The following is a 15,291-nucleotide window of genomic DNA, read 5'->3' as shown; positions in this document are numbered from 1 at the left end:
GATCTTCGTATATTTTTCTATCTATTTCACCTCCAATAGCTCCGACCGGCCCCCCCCCCCCACAACAGCACCGGATATCCCCGCCACAGGAGCCCCGCCGGCCGCGGCCCGCAGGCTGGCAGGTGTGGTGGCGTCCGGCGGCGGGCGACGTTGCGTGGGCGGCCGGGGACAGATGGACAGGTAGTGCAGCGGCGAGACGCCGTACACACCGAGCCGACCGCGCTCAACCGCACTACCGGCGGCTGGGCACTACCTGATGAAATGCACGTCTCGCCGCCACCGCAGACTCACCCACGGCCCGGCCAGATCAGCGCACCGCTCGCCCGCCAAACCAACCCACCCACACGTCAGTCACATGAGCCGGTCAACCCCCCGGGTGAGGGGTTGCCCCCGACGTGGGGTTAGGCGAAGGACTTGGTGGCTGTGGTGTGGCTGAGGACTGAGGCTAGGTGGATGGCGCCTTGGATGTCGGCTTCGTCGCCGAGTTCGGCGGGGCGGAGCTCGACGGTGGCGGCGGCGCTGGGGATGGCGCAGCGGTCCAGGGCCTCGCGGAGCGGGGCGAGGATCAGGTCGTCGGCTTCGGCCATCAGGCCGCCGACGACGATCACCTCGGGGTTCAGCAGGTTCACCAGCCCGGCCACCGCGACCCCGACCCGCCTGCCCGCGTCCTCGATCACCCGGCGGCAGCCGAGGTCGCCATGCAACGCCCGGGAGACGATGTCCTTCAACCGCAGCGGACCGTGCGACGCGGCCAGGCTGTTGATCAGCGCCCGCGACCCGACGAACGTGTCCAGGCACCCGCGGTTCCCGCACCGGCAGATCGGCCCGTTCTCGTCGATGGTGACGTGCCCGATCTCACCCGCCGTACCGGCAGACCCGCGGAACACCTCGCCGTCCAGGACGATCCCGGCGCCGACGCCGTACGAGAACTTCAGGTAGCAGCCGTGCCGCACGCCGCGCAGCGCGCCGTTGCGGAGCTCGCCGAGCGCGGCCAGGTTGGCGGTGTTGTCGAGCGCGACCGGCGCGCGCAGATGCCCGGCCATCGCCTCGGCGACGTTGACGCCCCGCCAGCCCGGCAGTACGGCGTCCGACCCGGCCTCACCGCTGACCGAGTCGACCGGCGCGGGTAGGCCGAACCCGATCGCGGCGATGTCCTCGACGCCCGAGCTGACCGTCTCGGCCAGGTCGGCGAGCAGCCGGGCGGCGCGTTCCATCCCGTCGTCGGCGACGTGGTCGGCCTGCAGCGGCATCAGTTGCTGGGCGAGGATCTCGCGGGACTCGTTGGCGATCGCGACCCGGACGTCCCGCTCGCCGAACGCGACTCCGGCGAGCAGCCCGCCGCCGGACGCGAGCGACACCAGTACGGCGCGGCGGCCGTTGCGGATGCTCCGGGACAGGCCGACCATTCCGGCCTGGTCGAGCTCGCGGACCATGTTCGACACGGTCGCGGCGGACAGGCCGGAGGCGGCGGCGATCTCGACCTGGGTCAGGGGGCCGTGCTGCCGGACGACTCCCAGAACGCGCTCGCGGTTGGCTTCGCGCAGCGAAGCCTGCGACCCAGGCGCCGGGCGGGTTGCGTTCATTACATAAACATAACGGATCGCGAGGCCTTCGTTGCCAACTGCCGCTGAACAACCCTCAACATCGCCATCCGACCTCGCCAATCACTGCCCCACAGCTGCGTCCCCGGTGACAGTAATGCACGGAGGCCGCGCGGGGGTGCGGGCACGCCAGGCGGGCTCGCGCCGCATCAGACGGTGAGCGCCAGGGTGAGAAGAGTGACTGGTAGAGCCAGCTCGATGGCAGCGCCGAGTACGTCGCCGGTGACACCACCGAGCGCCGATCGAGCCCGCCGGGTGACGAGCAGGCTGACTACGACAGCCAGCAGTACGGCGCTCGCGCTGCCGACCAGTCGCGCGCTGTCAAACCAAGCGAGGGCGAGCGCCCCGGCCAGTACGACGATGGTTGTGAGGACTGCTGCGATCGGTCGGACGGTCGCGGCGACGGTTGCGCCGAGACCACCGGGACGTGCGGACGGGACCGTCGTACGGCAGGTCCAGGGGAGCGTCAGGCGGCTCGCGGTGACGGCGATGAGCGCGGCCTGCCAGCCGAAGCCGGCCTGGATGCACGCCGTGAGCGCGGCGACATCGAGCAGCAGCACCGCGACGATCGCGACCACTCCGAACGGGCCGATGTCGCTCTGCTTCATGATCCGAAGCATCGTCTCGCGGTCCCGCCGGCTCCCTAGCGCATCCGAGAAATCGGCCAGCCCATCCAGGTGCAACCCGCCGGACACCACCACAACCACCAGCACCCCCAGCACGCCGGCCAGGTACTCCGCATCCGGCCGCAAGAGTTGAGCCAGCGCTACGACACCCGCTGAGATCGCGCCGATCAGCGCCCCGACCGCGGGTGCCAGGATCATCGCCCGTCCGCCCACCACCCGATCCACCCGCGACGGCATCCGAGCCGGCAACACGGTGAGCGTCCCAAGTGCCAACCAGGTGCCGTCCACCCATCCACCCCGCCCGCTGCCGCCGGAGCTCACGTGAGCGGGATGGTTCGGCCGGCCACGGTCCAAAGGACAGTGGTGGAGTTGAGGGAGATGGTGGTGTTGAGGCGGCCCATGAGGTCGCGGAAGAGGCGGGTGCCGGGGTCGGCGGGGACCACGCCGGAGCCGACGTCGTTGCTGACGGCAACCACCAGGCGCGGGGTGCCCGACCAGGCTTCGGCGAGGGATTCGATGGCCTGGTCGACCAGGCCGGCGCGGCCGAGGTCGGACCAGATGTCCAGGGCGTCCATCGTCCGCGACAGCCACAGGGTCAGGCAGTCGATCAGCAGCGGCGGACCGGGGGAGGCGAGCAGCGGGACCAGATCGATCGTCTCGGCCAGGCCCCAGGACGCCGACCGGCGGGCGCGGTGCTTGGCGATCCGCTCGGCCCACTCCGGGTCCGACGAGCCGTCTCCGCCGGTGGCGACGTACAGGACCTCGGGCTCGTCGCTCAGCAGCCGCTCGGCGGCGATCGACTTGCCGGACCGGGCGCCGCCCAGGATCAACGTGCGCTGCTCAGCCATCAGACCTCCTCGACTCGAACACCACTGGTACGTCGAAGGCCGCCTTCCGCGCCGTACGACGGAAAGCCGCCAGCACCGGCCGCCCCAGCAGCAGAACCATCACCGCGGACAGCACCCCACGCGGGATGTCCCACCCGAGCGACGTCGCCACCACAAACAGCAGGTACCGGTGCAGGTTCTCCGTCAGCGCGTCGCCCGGGATGAACGAGAAGTCGCTGCCGAACGTCGCGTAGGGCCAGAACCACAGGTTCATCAGCACGCCGTACAGCACCCCCGACACGAGCGCGTACGCCCCCAGCACCAGCAACTCGAGCCGCCCAGCCGCCCGCGGCAGCAGCCCGGCCAGGCACCCCACCCACGCGCAGGCGAACATCTGGAACGGCATCCATGGCCCGACCCCACCACTGATCAGCGCCCCACCCAGCAACGACACAGCGCCCAGTACGAATCCGAACCCGGCCCCGAACGCCCGGCCCGCCAGCACCAGCAGGAAGAACCCAGGCTCCAGCCCAGCCGTGCCAGGACCGAGCGCCCGCAGCGCAGCGCCCACCGCCGCCAGCATGCCGAGCAGCGAAATCACCTTGGCGTCGATCCCCGACTCGGACAGCTCAGCCAGTACGACGGCCACCAGCAACGGCAGCAGCAACACGAACAGCCACGGCGCATCAGTGGTGTGCCCGATCGCCGACTCACCCGCCTGGTCGGTGATGTACAGCAGCGGCCACCCGAAAGCCAGCAACCCGACCAGGGAGGCGATCAGCAGGGCCGCAGTACTGCGTGGCTTGAGCCGGACAAGCTTCACGACGCGCGTTCCAGAGCTGTGGCGACCTCACCGACGGTCAGGAACGGCAACGGCGCAAGGATCTTCGCCACCTGCGGCGCAAACGCCGGCGACCCCGCGATCACGGTCGCAGTCTCCCCGTCACTCACCAGCTCACCCTCAGCCAGCACCAGCACCCGGGTGGCCACCTCAGCCACCATCTCCACGTCATGCGTAGACAGCACGACGGCATGACCCGCGGCAGCCAGCTCCCGCAGGATCGCCACCAGCCGCCGCTTGGCCCCGTAGTCCAGCCCTCGCGTCGGCTCGTCCAACAGCAACAGCGGAGGAGCACCACACAGTACGACGGCCAGCGCAAGACACAGCCGTTGTCCCTCGGACAGGTCCCGCGGATGCATCGCCACGTCGATGTCCGGAGCCAGCCGCTTCAGCAGCGCCCGGCAGCTACCCGCCGGGACCCCGAAGTCCTCGTCGGCCCCGGCGCACTCGTTAGCCACCGTCGCCGCATACAACAGGTCAGCCGGCTCCTGGGGGACCAGCCCAACCGCCTTCACCAGCTTGGAAGGCGGCGTACGGCGCGGGTCCGCCCCAGCCGCAGCTGCCGTCCCCGACCGCGGCGGCACGATCCCGACCAACGCATTCAGCAGCGTCGACTTGCCGGCGCCGTTGCGACCCATCAGCGCAACGACCTCACCGGCCTGAATGCTCAGCGACACCCCACGCAACGCAGTGACCCCGCCGTACCCGGCCACTAGGTCCTTGCAACGCGCCAGCTCGACGCCAGGGTCTGCCGATGACCGCTGCGGCACAGCCGAGTCCAACCGGGTGCGCAGCGAGACCGCAGCCCGCCGCGCATCCCGCACCGACAGCGGCAGCGGGGACCAGCCGGCAAGCCGTCCCAACTCCACCACGGGCGGTGCGACCGGCGCAGTGACCATCCGCTCGGCTGGAAGCCCAGTAGCGACAGCAGCCGAGCCGCCTGGGACCTCGATCACCCGGTCGGCGTACTGGATGACTCGCTCGAGCCGGTGCTCAGCCATCACCACAGTGACGCCCAGGTCGTGCACCAGCCGCTGCAACGCGGCGAGCACTTCCTCAGCCGCCTGCGGGTCCAGAGCCGACGTCGGCTCGTCCAGCACCAAGACCGCGGGGTGAGAGGTGAGGGCAGCGCCGATAGCGGTCCGCTGCCGCTGTCCGCCGGACAGAGAGGTCAACGCACGATCCCGTACGTCGGCCAGCCCCAGCAGATCCAGCGTCTCCTCGACTCGGCGTCGCATCACGTCCGGAGCCACCCCGAGCGACTCCATGCTGTAGGCGAGCTCGTCCTCGACCGTGTCGGTGACGAACCCGGCCATCGGGTCCTGACCGACCATGCCGACCACATCGGCCAGGTCACGCGGGCGGTACTCGCTGGTGTTCCGGCCGTTGACGACGACCCGGCCGGACAGCGTGCCGCCGGTGAAGTGCGGCACCAGGCCGTTGATTGCCCGCAGCAACGTGGACTTGCCGGAGCCGGTCCGCCCGATCACCAGGGCCAGCTCACCCTCAGGCACCATGAAGCTGACGTCCTGCAGCGCAGGCGCCTCGGCGCCGTCGTAGGTCATCGTGACCCGGTCGAACTCGATCATGCGGTCACCAGCTCACGTCGAGAGGGCAAGGGCGGCGCGACCACCGCGGGAGCCAATCCGAGCAGGATGCCGATCACTGGCAGCGCCGGGACCGGTGGCACGACCAGCGGACCGGCCAGCACCAGCCCTTCGACGCCCCGAGTCGCGGCGGCGATCATCGACCCAGCAGCCAGGGCACCGGACAAGGTCACCAGCCACTCCGGCAAGGCCCACGGGTCCGGTCGATAGCGCGTGCGTGTCACTCGCTGCCGCCCGACCGCCATGGCACCCACCGCCAGCAGCAGTCCGACCAGCAACACGCTAGCGGCGAACGGAAACGCCATGGAGTCGGTCAGCAACGCATAGACACCGAGCAGGATGCCCAGCAACCCCAGCAGCACGCACAGCCCGGTGATCCGGCGCTGAAGTCGTGGGACATGCGCCGTACGGCCGTAGCCGCGGGAGTCCATCGCGGCGGCGAGCTCCACGGAGCGGTCCAACGCGCCTTCCAGCACGGGCATGGCTGTCGTACGGAAGGAGCCGCGGGTGCGGCCGCGGAGCCGGCGGGCGGCGCGGATCCGACGGGCGTCGGTGACCAGTTGCGGTGCGAAGGTCAGCGCGACCACACAGGCCACGCCCATCTCGTAAAGGGCTCCAGGCAACGACTTGAGCAGCCGCCGTGGACTGGCGAGTGCGTTGGCCGCGCCGATGCAGCAGAGCATCACGGCCAACTGAAGGCCGTCGTACAGCGCGGTCAGCAACGCCTCGAGCGTGACCTCGCCGCCGAGCTTCACGCCGTTGGCCCAGGCAGGCAACGGGACGTGGGGGAGGACGAACAGGACTGTGTTGCCCTGTGAGCGTGTCGACAGCAACGCCTGCAGCACCACGCGGACGGCGATCACCGCCAGGCCGAGCTTGAGGAACGCGGCGTAGCTGTGGGCCCAGGGAGCGTCGCTCCGCCGGGCCGACACCACGAAGCCGGTCACCACGAGGATCAGCACCAGCAGTACCGGGTTGCGCGTCCTGCTGGCGGCCACTGCCATGCCCAGCGCCCACAACCACCAGGCCCCCGGGTGCAGAGCCCGGGGGAGCGTCAGGTGATGGACAGTACGCACCTAGCTCTGCTGACTCGCACGCCGACGGTTGAGCGCCAGACCGCCACCAGCCAGTACGACGACCACCACCGCGGCGATGATGATGCCGGTCCACGGCGCGCCACCGGAGTCGGAGGAGCTGGCAGCCGGCGACGTGGTCGGCGAGGGCGCGGCGCTGGACCCGACCGCGGCGCCGATCTGCAGCGTGACCGGGTCGTCCGTGGCCGGGACCTGGATGTTCTTCACCTGGTCACCACAGCCCGCGGACGGGTAGCCCGCGATCCCGCAGGTCAGACCCTTCTCGATGCGCACCGGGGCAACGGCCGCCAGGATCTTCGCGCCGGTCGCCTGCACGTCCGTGACCACGCAGGTGCCGGTGGCCGGCCCCGGAGTCTGACCATTCAGCGCGTCGGCCGGCGTACCCGGGTCGACCACCAGAGCCACCCGCTTCTTGCCGGACTCCGCCGGGGTGCTGCCGCAGATCGCCTGGAAGTCACCGGCTGCGCGCGGCACCCGCGGCTTGGCGCCGCCCAGGGCGTACCGCCAGCCCTCCACGGCTCCATCGGCCGGTACGACGCCGTCGGCGCCCTTCTGCGCGAAGGCCCACTGGCCGCCGCTCCACTGGTAGTAGCCCCAGAACCGGTAGCCGTCCTCGGCCTGCGCGGTGGTGGCGACTGTCCCCGCCAGCAGGAGACCCGCCAGCAGGCTGAGGACCAGTCGTACGGTCCGGCGATATGCAGTCATGTCATGTCCTCGATCGGGCCGTGCCCGGTGGAGGAAGTCCCGCCTGCGTCGGCAGGGTGGGGCTCCACCCGCGGACCACGGCGGGTAGTTGAGCCTGTCTGCCTGCGTCACAGTGTTCCGGCTCGCCACCGGGGAGGTGGCCTACGGTTGCGGGTCAGCGCCGGACTTCGACCGGCTTCCCTGCGAACACAGGAGTGGTTCAGCCGCAGCTTAACAAGCAGGAACCCGTACGACGCCGCCCAGGACGTCGTACGGGTTCCAACAGCTGCTTACTCCGGGGCGGCGAGGCTCATCGGGCCGTAGACCTCGCGGCCGTCCTCGAGCAGGAAGACCTGGCCGATGCCGTGCTCGGCCAGATCGCGCCAGCTCTCGCCGAGCCAGCTCTCCGCGTCGCCCTGGGCGGAGAACTCGGCCCCGCCGACCTCACCCGGGTCGACGACGGCGCCGGAAGCGGTCTCGAACCGCCAGCTCCAGCTCATGAGCCCGGCCGGGTCTGCGGAGCGTTCTGCTCGGTCTTGGCCGGGTCGCGCTCGATGATGCTGCCGAGCACCTCGTCGATCTGCTTCAGGAGGCCCTCCTCGAGCCGGACGCCGGAGGCCTTCACGTTCTCGACGACCTGCTCGGGCCGGGACGCGCCGATGATCGCCGAGGAGACGTTCGGGTTCTGCAGCACCCAGGCGATGGCCAGCTGGGACAGCGACAGCCCGGCCGACTCCGCCACCGGCTTGAGCTCCTGCACGCGGCTGAGCACGTCGTCGTTGAGGAACCGCTTGATCATGTTCGCGCCGTTGGAGTCAGTGGCCCGGGAGCCCTCCGGCGGCTGCTGGCCGGGCAGGTACTTGCCGGTCAGCACCCCCTGCGCGATCGGCGAGAACACCACCTGGCCGATGCCGAGCTCCTCCGACGCCGGCACCACCTCGGCCTCGATCACCCGCCAGAGCATGCTGTACTGCGGCTGGTTCGAGACGAACGGGATGCGCAGCTCACGGGCCAGCCGGTGGCCCTCCTGCAGCTGCTCCGCGGTCCACTCCGACACCCCGATGTAGAGCGCCTTGCCGGACCGGACGACGTCGGCGAAGGCCTCCATCGTCTCCTCCAGCGGCGTCTCGGAGTCGTACCGGTGCGCCTGGTAGAGGTCGACGTAGTCGGTCTTGAGCCGCTTCAGCGACGCGTTGATCGACTCGTGGATGTGCTTGCGGGACAGGCCGACGTCGTTCGGTCCGCCCGGGCCGGTCGGCCAGTAGACCTTGGTGAAGATCTCCAGCGACTCGCGCCGCTCGCCTTCCAGCGCCTCGCCGAGCACCGACTCGGCCTTGGTGTTGGCGTAGACGTCGGCCGTGTCGAACGTGGTGATGCCGGCCTCCAGCGCCGCCCGCACACACGCCTTGGCCTGATCGTTCTCCACCTGGGAACCGTGCGTCAGCCAGTTCCCGTACGAGATCTCGCTGACCTTCAAACCACTGTTGCCGAGATAGCGGAAGTCCATACCCCGACCCTACTGCCCGTGCCCGCGTCGTACCCGTCGAGTCTCAGCTGGGCTTCTCGCCGCGCTTGACCATCGGCTTGGGCAGCCGCCAGCGGCGCATCTGCATGGTCCGGCGGACCGCGTAGAAGCCGACGCCCTTGGCCGACTCGTTCGGGAACTTCACCGAGACCGCCTTCTTCAGGCCCGCGGTGAGCAGGAACCAGTCTGCCGCGATCAGCAGGATCATCGCCAGGAACAGCAGGTTGACCGTCCCGGCCAGCCAGGGGAAGGCCGGTGAGAAGACCACGCCGAGCAGCGACACCACCAGCAGGATCGGCAGCGCGAACTCCATCACCGAGTAGCGGGCGTCGACGTAGTCCCGGGCGAACCGCCGGACCGGACCCTTGTCGGCGGCCGGCAGGTACCGGTCGTCACCGGTCTGCATCGCCGACTGCATCTTGGCGCGCTCGGTGCGCATCTTCTCCCGCCGGAGCGCCGACGCTTCCTTGCGGTTGCGCGGCTTCTTGAACGACGCCTTCCGAGCCGCCTCGGCTTCCCGGCGGCTCGGGGTGGGGCGTCCCTTACCGCCCGGCTTGGCCTGGGGCTCGGCGGGTACGGTGGTATCTGTCTCAGACTTGGTACGACGGAACACGGGGTCTGAACCTCATTCGGCAGGGCAGGTCGCGACTCGGGGGAGTCCCCGGAGCTGACCACCACTTTATCCGGGCCGGTCCTGATGGTGTGGTGACCCGTGGAGACATAGGGTGGTTGACACGCACGCCGGGTCGACTGTCGCCGGCACAGAAGGGGTACGGATATCGATGAGCATCTTCAAGAGGATGTCGACGATCTTCAAGGCCAAGGCGAACTCCGCCCTGGACAAGGCCGAGGATCCTCGCGAAACCCTTGACTACTCGTATCAGAAGCAGCTGGAGCTGTTGCAGAAGGTGCGGCGGGGTGTGGCCGACGTGGCCACCAGCCGGAAGCGGGTGGAGCTGCAGGCGTCTCAGCTGCAGTCCCAGTCGGCCAAGCTGCAGGAGCAGGCCCAGAAGGCGCTCTCGATGGGCCGTGAGGACCTGGCCCGGGAGGCTCTGACCCGCAAGTCCGGGCTGCAGGGCCAGATCGACGACCTGCAGACCCAGCACGCCCAGCTGCAGGGCGAGGAGGAGAAGCTGACGCTCGCCTCCCAGCGGCTGCAGGCCAAGGTCGAGTCGTTCCGGACCCGCAAGGAGACCATCAAGGCCACCTACACCGCGGCCGAGGCGCAGACCCGGATCAACGAGGCGTTCTCCGGCATCTCCGAGGAGATGAGCGACGTCGGCCTCGCGGTCCAGCGGGCCGAGGACAAGACCCAGCAGATGCAGGCTCGGGCCGGCGCGATCGACGAGCTGCTCGCCTCCGGCGCGCTCGACGACGCCACCGGCACCAGCAAGGACAGCATCACCCTGGAGCTGGAGCGGATGTCGTCCAACTCTGACGTCGAGGACGAACTGGCCGCGATGAAGGCCCAGATCTCCGGCGGCAGCGCCCCCAAGGAACTGTCCGGTGACGCCACACCGGGATCCGCCCAGGCACAGCCCACGCAGCAGCCGGCCGCCGAGCCGGTGCGACCTCAGGACGGAGACGCCCGATGATCGTTCGGATCATGAGTGAGGGCCAGTGGCGACTGGCCGACGAGAAGCTGGACGAGCTCAACAAGGTGGACGGCGAGCTCGAGAAGGCTGTCTCAGCCGGCGACGAGGAGGCCTTCAAGGCCGCCTTCGCCGCCCTGCTCGAGTTCGTCCGGGCCGGCGACCGGCTGCCCGACGACGAACTGCACGACTCCGACGCGATCCTGCCGCCGAGCGACAGCTCGCTGGCCGAGATGCGCGAGCTGATCAGCGGCGACGGCCTGATCGCCGGCTGACAGCCACCCCGATCGGCGCCCCGACCCGGCGGCCGGTCACCCGAAGTAGTCGAAACGAGACCCCTGGGACCCGTATCTGGGCCCCGGGGGTCTTTCTCTTGCTTGGTGATTGCGCACGGGTAAACACTCGCGATTGCTACTGTGCGCAGCCGCTGTGACGTAGTACTCTCTGGATCACGCCGTTGTGGGGGCGGCGTTTCATCGAAGTTCGTGACGGGGTGTGGGTTGGTCACGTGCTTCGGATTCACCTGTGGGGGGTGACTGTGCGTGACTGAATTTGTCATGTCCGAGGAAGGGTTGGCCGATTCGGCTGCCCTTCGGCCGGCGCCGTCGGGGGAACGACGCCGGCCGGTCTGGGTCGTACCGGACGAGGTCCCGGCAATCGTGCCGCGGGCTGCCCGGCTCACCGAGGCGCGCTGGGTGTCGAAGTACCGGTGGGCCGCGCTCGCCGGTGACGTCGCCGCCGCGCTGGTCGGTGGGTCGCTGGCCCTCGCCGCCCGGTTCGGCGGCCAGATCAACCTCGGCTACTTCATACTCGGCGCCGTCCTGCCGATCGCCTGGCTGGCGTGCGTGGCGCTCGAACGCGGCTACGAGAGCCGGTACTTCGGCACCGGTCCGGAGGAGTTCCGCTCGATCATCCGGGCCGCGGTGGCACTGACCGCGCTGGTGGCGATCACGTCGTACGCCATCAAGCTCGAGGTCGCCCGTGGTTTCGTCGTGCTGGCGGTCCCGATGACCTGCCTGGCGGCGATGTTCCTGCGCTGGCTGCTGCACCGCGCCATCTCCCGGCGGCGGTTCGACGGCCGGTGCATGCGCCACGTGCTCGTTGTCGGACGCAACGACCAGGTGACCACGCTGCGGCGGCACCTGGAGGAGCGGCCGGCCGACGGGTACGTCGTGGTGGCCAGCTGCCTGCCGCGCGGGGACGCGTTCGACGAGGCCGAGCCCGAGCAGCTGGGCCGGACCGAGATGGACATCCTGGCCGCGGTCGACCAGTTCGAGGTCGACGTGGTCGCGGTGGCCGCCGACCCGGAGCTGGCCGGGCACTCGCTGCGCAAGCTGTCCTGGGCGCTCGAGCAGCGCGGGGTCGAGCTGATCGTCTCGCCCGGCATCGTCGAGGTCGCCGGCCCGCGGATCTCGATCCGCCCGGTCGCCGGCCTGTCGCTGCTGCACCTGGAGCGGCCGTCGGTGAGCGGCGGGCCGCACCTGCTGAAGAGCATCTTCGACCGGATCGTCGGCGGCCTGATCCTGGTCGGCGTGCTGCCGGTCCTGCTGGTCACCGCGTTCCTGGTGAAGATCACCAGCCGCGGACCGGTGCTGTTCAAGCAGACCCGGGTCGGCCACGCCGGCGAGCGGTTCCAGATGCTGAAGTTCCGCACCATGGTGGTCGACGCCGAGGAACGCAAGTCGGAGCTGCAGAAGCTGAACGAGGGCAACGGGGTGCTGTTCAAGCTCCGTGACGATCCGCGCGTGACGAGGGTCGGCAAGTACCTGCGCCGGTTCTCGATCGACGAGCTGCCGCAACTGGTGAACGTGCTCCGGGGGGACATGTCACTGGTCGGGCCCCGGCCGCCGCTACCGGCCGAGGTGGCGCGCTACGCGATCGAGGACGAGCGGCGGATGCTCGTGAAGCCCGGACTGACCGGCCTGTGGCAGGTCAGCGGGCGCAGCGACCTGACGTGGGAGGAGTCCATGCGGCTCGACCTGCGGTACGCCGACAACTGGTCGATCGCGCTGGACCTGCTCATCTTGTGGAAGACCGCCCGCGCTGTCCTCGGACGCGACGGCGCCTACTGAATCCGCCCCCGGCCATCTGCCGGCCGGGCGGCATCACAAGCACCACACATCTGAGGACGACAGCGGTGCATTCCCGAGGGGGGAATCCAATGTTGCAGCAACTCAGTGCCCCATCAGGCACTGACGAACCTATGCCCGGCGACCAGTCCGGCCGGTCCGAGGCCGCGAACCTGGTGATCCAGGCCGCGTCCGGCGACCAGGGCGCGTGGAGCCGGTTGGTCGACCACTACGCCCGGCTGGTCTGGGCGGTCACCCGCAGCTTCCGGCTCAGCGACAGCGATGCCGCCGACGTCTCCCAGATGGTCTGGTTGCGGTTGCTCGAGCACATCCACCGGGTCGACCCCGAGCGGGTCGGCGCCTGGCTGGTCGTCACCACCCGCCGGGAGTGCCTGCGGGTGCTGGCGTTCCGCAAGCGGGTGCTGCTGACCTACGAGTCCGCCGCGTTCGAGGGCGTGGCCGGTGACCAGCCGGAGCTGGACGCCGACCTGCTCGCCGACGAGCGGGCCGATGACGTACGGCGGGCTTTGCAGAGCCTCCCGGATCGGTGGCAGCAGCTGATGGGCATGCTGATGGCCGACCCGCCGGCGCCGTACGCCGAGATCTCCGCGACGATCGGGATCCCGATCGGCAGCATCGGCCCGATCCGCGGCCGGTGCCTGGAGAAGCTCCGGATGCTGCTTGCCTCCTGAAGCAGCAGACGGGCCCGGCCCGGCAACTCCCTGCGGATTGCCGGGCCCGGCTTAGCCGGCGGCCGGTTTCGGGCCGCGCGAGTCAGAGCATGACCCACGCGGTTCGGACCGGCCGCTGTGCCGTGCCCGGCCAGCGCAGCAGGAAGCTCACCAGCCGGGCGTTCGTCGGGCCGTCCTCCGAACCTCGGGACTCGACCACCACCGGTCCGGCGGGGGAGACGCGCAGTTCGACGGTCAGGTCGCCGCGGCCCCGGACGTCGACGTCCAGGGTGATGCCGTGGCCTGCGAAGCGCAGCGCCCGTACCTCGTCGCGGCAGCTCTCCGGGGCGTCCACCAGGCTGTCGAAGACCAGGTCGAGGACGTCGAGGTTCCGCTCGTGCCGCCCGAACGCGGCGTAGCCGACCGAGCGGAGCAGTGCGATCTGCTCGCCGGCGGCACGCTCAGGAGGCCCGATCATCGCCCTCAGCGCTCCCCTTGCACCTTGATCACGCTGTCCGGGTCCTGCCCGTACGGCGCGCCCTGCCAGGCCGCCCAGTTCACCCGGTTGCCCTGCTCGTGCACGATGAAGTTCCACGGGCCCGCGTAGGTGTTCTCGTAGAACTTGTTGCCCTGCTTGTAGGTGATGGCATCCTGCACGGTGGCCTTGTGGTACGGCGACCAGGTCGGGAACGTGCCCCAGTTGGAGAACAGGCCGTTGTAGCCGCAGCCGGCCCGGGACGCGCAGGTCTTGCCGATCTTGTCCGGGTCGAGGGAGAACACGTTGTCGTGCACTCGCACGTTCTGCGTCTTCCACCGGCAGTCGCTCAGGTACGGCTCGTTCCGGATGTTGTCCGCGTTGCAGGTCTTGGCGGTGACGACGGCCGGGTTGACCAGGGTGCCGGCGCCGGTGCTGGTGTTGGCCGCCGAGCCGGAGAACCGGTCGGAGTTCTCCCACAGGATCACGCCGGACCAGTTGTCGGTGAACACGTTCCCGGCGATCTCGAAGGTCTGGTTGAACACGCTCTGCACCCGGTTGTCGCTGCCGGACTCGGAGATGTACACCGCGGGGGTCGGGAAGCCCTGGTTCAGCGGGCCCTTGCCGAGGCCGTTGCGGACGAACGAGTTGCCCCGGATACCGGCGTTGTAGCTGGTCTCGTAGACGATGCCCTCGGCCAGGTTGTTCGAGATGTAGTTGCCCTCGATCACGAAGCCGGAGTTGTTGGTGTCCGCCCACAGCCCGGCGCTGAGGTTGTCGTGCACCCAGTTGTTCCGGATGATCGCGCCGGTGACCTCCCAGAACTTGCCGCCGCCGGTGCAGCCGCAGCCGACCTTCAGCTTCTCCCAGTCGTCGGTGTTGTTGCCGGCGATCTCGTTGCCCTCGATGGTGATGCCGTTGACCTTCTCCGGGTGGTAGGCGTTGAACCCGTACTGGCCGTTCTGCTGCAGGCAGTTGCCCTTGACAACGTTGTGGTCGCCGACCATCACCCCGGCGCCGGCGTTCAGCCGGATCGTGTTGGCCTGGATCGTCCAGCGGCCGGACGCGTTGTGGTTGACCACGCCCTCGTCGTTGTTGCTCCGCGGCGCCCCGAAGTTCTGGATGGTCAGGTTCTTCACCGTGACGCCGTTGGCGTACCCGGTGAACGCGTACCGGTTGCGCTTGCGGCCGTCCAGGACCGCGCCGGGTGCGCCGACGTAGGTGTTGCCCTCCTTCGGGATCACCTGGGCGTACGGGCCGTTGCCGAGGATGTGCGTGCCGGCGGTGAGGTAGAACGTCGTGCCGGCCGGGCTCGCCTCGGTGAGCTGGTTGAGGTTCTGGGTCGTGCTGACCACGACTGCGCCGGCCGGCGCCTGGGCCGGTCCCGCCAGGGCGGTGGTGTTGCCGCAGATCTTCGCCGGCGGCGTGGCCGGAGCGGGCGGCGCCGGCTGGTTGTGCGGCGCGGTCGGCGTCGTCGCCGGACTGGCCTGTGCCTCTTCCTGTGCCGGATCACCGCCGGTGACGGCGAGGCCGATCGCCACCAGTGCGGCGACGACGATCAGCGCCGCGGCGCCGAGGATCCGACGGTCGCGGTACCACGCGGTGCTCCGCCCAGGGGCCGGAGGGGGCGGGTCGCGATGCTCCATGACACATCCTTCAGGGGCAGTTGTTCCGGGGAC

Annotated in this window: 16 protein-coding genes and 1 riboswitch; of the genes, 4 read left to right on the top strand and 12 right to left on the bottom strand. The window is 69.8% G+C overall.

The genetic code is table 11. The annotated features are described in order from the left end of the window. Window positions 1-401: 401 nt before the first annotated feature. The 10 genes from AB0H36_RS38470 to AB0H36_RS38425 all read right to left on the bottom strand — a co-directional run bounded on the left by AB0H36_RS38470 (window position 402) and on the right by AB0H36_RS38425 (window position 9,418). On the bottom strand, window positions 402-1,583 hold the full coding sequence (locus AB0H36_RS38470; protein ID WP_360535254.1) for an ROK family transcriptional regulator: 1,182 nt from the start codon (window positions 1,581-1,583) through the stop codon (window positions 402-404). 167 nt (window positions 1,584-1,750) lie between these two features. Further along, window positions 1,751-2,515, bottom strand: coding sequence for an adenosylcobinamide-GDP ribazoletransferase (gene cobS / locus AB0H36_RS38465; protein ID WP_360535252.1), 765 nt, complete (start codon window positions 2,513-2,515; stop codon window positions 1,751-1,753). Window positions 2,516-2,544: 29 nt separating this feature from the next. After that, window positions 2,545-3,075, bottom strand: coding sequence for a bifunctional adenosylcobinamide kinase/adenosylcobinamide-phosphate guanylyltransferase (locus AB0H36_RS38460; RefSeq protein WP_360535250.1), 531 nt, complete (start codon window positions 3,073-3,075; stop codon window positions 2,545-2,547). Then, window positions 3,068-3,877 (bottom strand): ECF transporter S component, encoded by an 810-nt coding sequence (locus tag AB0H36_RS38455; protein ID WP_360535248.1) that lies wholly within the window; start codon window positions 3,875-3,877, stop codon window positions 3,068-3,070. Before AB0H36_RS38455 ends, AB0H36_RS38460 begins: the two co-directional genes overlap by 8 nt. Beyond that, window positions 3,874-5,484, bottom strand: a complete 1,611-nt coding sequence (locus AB0H36_RS38450; protein WP_360535246.1) for an ATP-binding cassette domain-containing protein — start codon at window positions 5,482-5,484, stop codon at window positions 3,874-3,876. The genes AB0H36_RS38455 and AB0H36_RS38450 overlap by 4 nt, the downstream gene beginning before the upstream one ends. Next, window positions 5,481-6,578: a CbiQ family ECF transporter T component gene (locus AB0H36_RS38445; RefSeq protein ID WP_360535244.1), complete on the bottom strand. Its 1,098-nt coding sequence runs from the start codon at window positions 6,576-6,578 to the stop codon at window positions 5,481-5,483. The genes AB0H36_RS38450 and AB0H36_RS38445 overlap by 4 nt, the downstream gene beginning before the upstream one ends. Continuing rightward, window positions 6,579-7,301, bottom strand: a complete 723-nt coding sequence (locus AB0H36_RS38440) for an SCO2322 family protein (RefSeq protein ID WP_360535242.1) — start codon at window positions 7,299-7,301, stop codon at window positions 6,579-6,581. It abuts the gene before it with no gap. A 112-nt stretch (window positions 7,302-7,413) separates the two neighbouring features. After that, window positions 7,414-7,481: riboswitch (cobalamin riboswitch) on the bottom strand. Window positions 7,482-7,570: 89 nt separating this feature from the next. Then, window positions 7,571-7,780, bottom strand: coding sequence for a hypothetical protein (locus AB0H36_RS38435; RefSeq protein ID WP_360535240.1), 210 nt, complete (start codon window positions 7,778-7,780; stop codon window positions 7,571-7,573). Continuing rightward, the gene (locus AB0H36_RS38430; protein ID WP_360535238.1) at window positions 7,777-8,787 is read right to left on the bottom strand and encodes an aldo/keto reductase family protein; all 1,011 of its coding nucleotides are present in this window, start codon (window positions 8,785-8,787) and stop codon (window positions 7,777-7,779) included. The genes AB0H36_RS38435 and AB0H36_RS38430 overlap by 4 nt, the downstream gene beginning before the upstream one ends. Before the next feature lie 43 nt (window positions 8,788-8,830). Then, on the bottom strand, window positions 8,831-9,418 hold the full coding sequence (locus AB0H36_RS38425; protein ID WP_360535236.1) for a DUF3043 domain-containing protein: 588 nt from the start codon (window positions 9,416-9,418) through the stop codon (window positions 8,831-8,833). Window positions 9,419-9,587: 169 nt separating this feature from the next. On the opposite strand from AB0H36_RS38425, the gene AB0H36_RS38420 reads away from it, so the two are divergent. From AB0H36_RS38420 to AB0H36_RS38405, 4 genes are all read left to right on the top strand, one after another. Further along, window positions 9,588-10,400: a PspA/IM30 family protein gene (locus AB0H36_RS38420; protein ID WP_360535234.1), complete on the top strand. Its 813-nt coding sequence runs from the start codon at window positions 9,588-9,590 to the stop codon at window positions 10,398-10,400. Continuing rightward, entirely contained in the window at window positions 10,397-10,672 is a 276-nt protein-coding gene (locus AB0H36_RS38415) for a hypothetical protein (protein WP_360535232.1), read from the top strand. Before AB0H36_RS38420 ends, AB0H36_RS38415 begins: the two co-directional genes overlap by 4 nt. 267 nt (window positions 10,673-10,939) lie before the next feature. Next, on the top strand, window positions 10,940-12,469 hold the full coding sequence (locus AB0H36_RS38410) for a sugar transferase (RefSeq protein ID WP_360535230.1): 1,530 nt from the start codon (window positions 10,940-10,942) through the stop codon (window positions 12,467-12,469). A gap of 131 nt (window positions 12,470-12,600) precedes the next feature. Then, a complete protein-coding gene (locus tag AB0H36_RS38405; RefSeq protein ID WP_360535228.1) occupies window positions 12,601-13,158 on the top strand; it encodes a sigma-70 family RNA polymerase sigma factor in 558 nt (185 codons plus the stop codon). 82 nt (window positions 13,159-13,240) lie between these two features. On the opposite strand, the gene AB0H36_RS38400 is transcribed toward AB0H36_RS38405, so the two are convergent. Further along, complete coding sequence (locus AB0H36_RS38400; protein ID WP_360535226.1) at window positions 13,241-13,615, bottom strand: hypothetical protein; 375 nt, start codon at window positions 13,613-13,615, stop codon at window positions 13,241-13,243. A gap of 5 nt (window positions 13,616-13,620) precedes the next feature. Then, a complete protein-coding gene (locus AB0H36_RS38395; protein WP_360535224.1) occupies window positions 13,621-15,258 on the bottom strand; it encodes a right-handed parallel beta-helix repeat-containing protein in 1,638 nt (545 codons plus the stop codon). Window positions 15,259-15,291: the final 33 nt, after the last annotated feature.

Origin of the sequence: Kribbella sp. NPDC050820, from assembly GCF_040653975.1 — a bacterium.
Classification (GTDB): Bacteria; Actinomycetota; Actinomycetes; order Propionibacteriales; family Kribbellaceae; genus Kribbella.
This window is presented reverse-complemented; position numbering and strand designations above follow the sequence as displayed.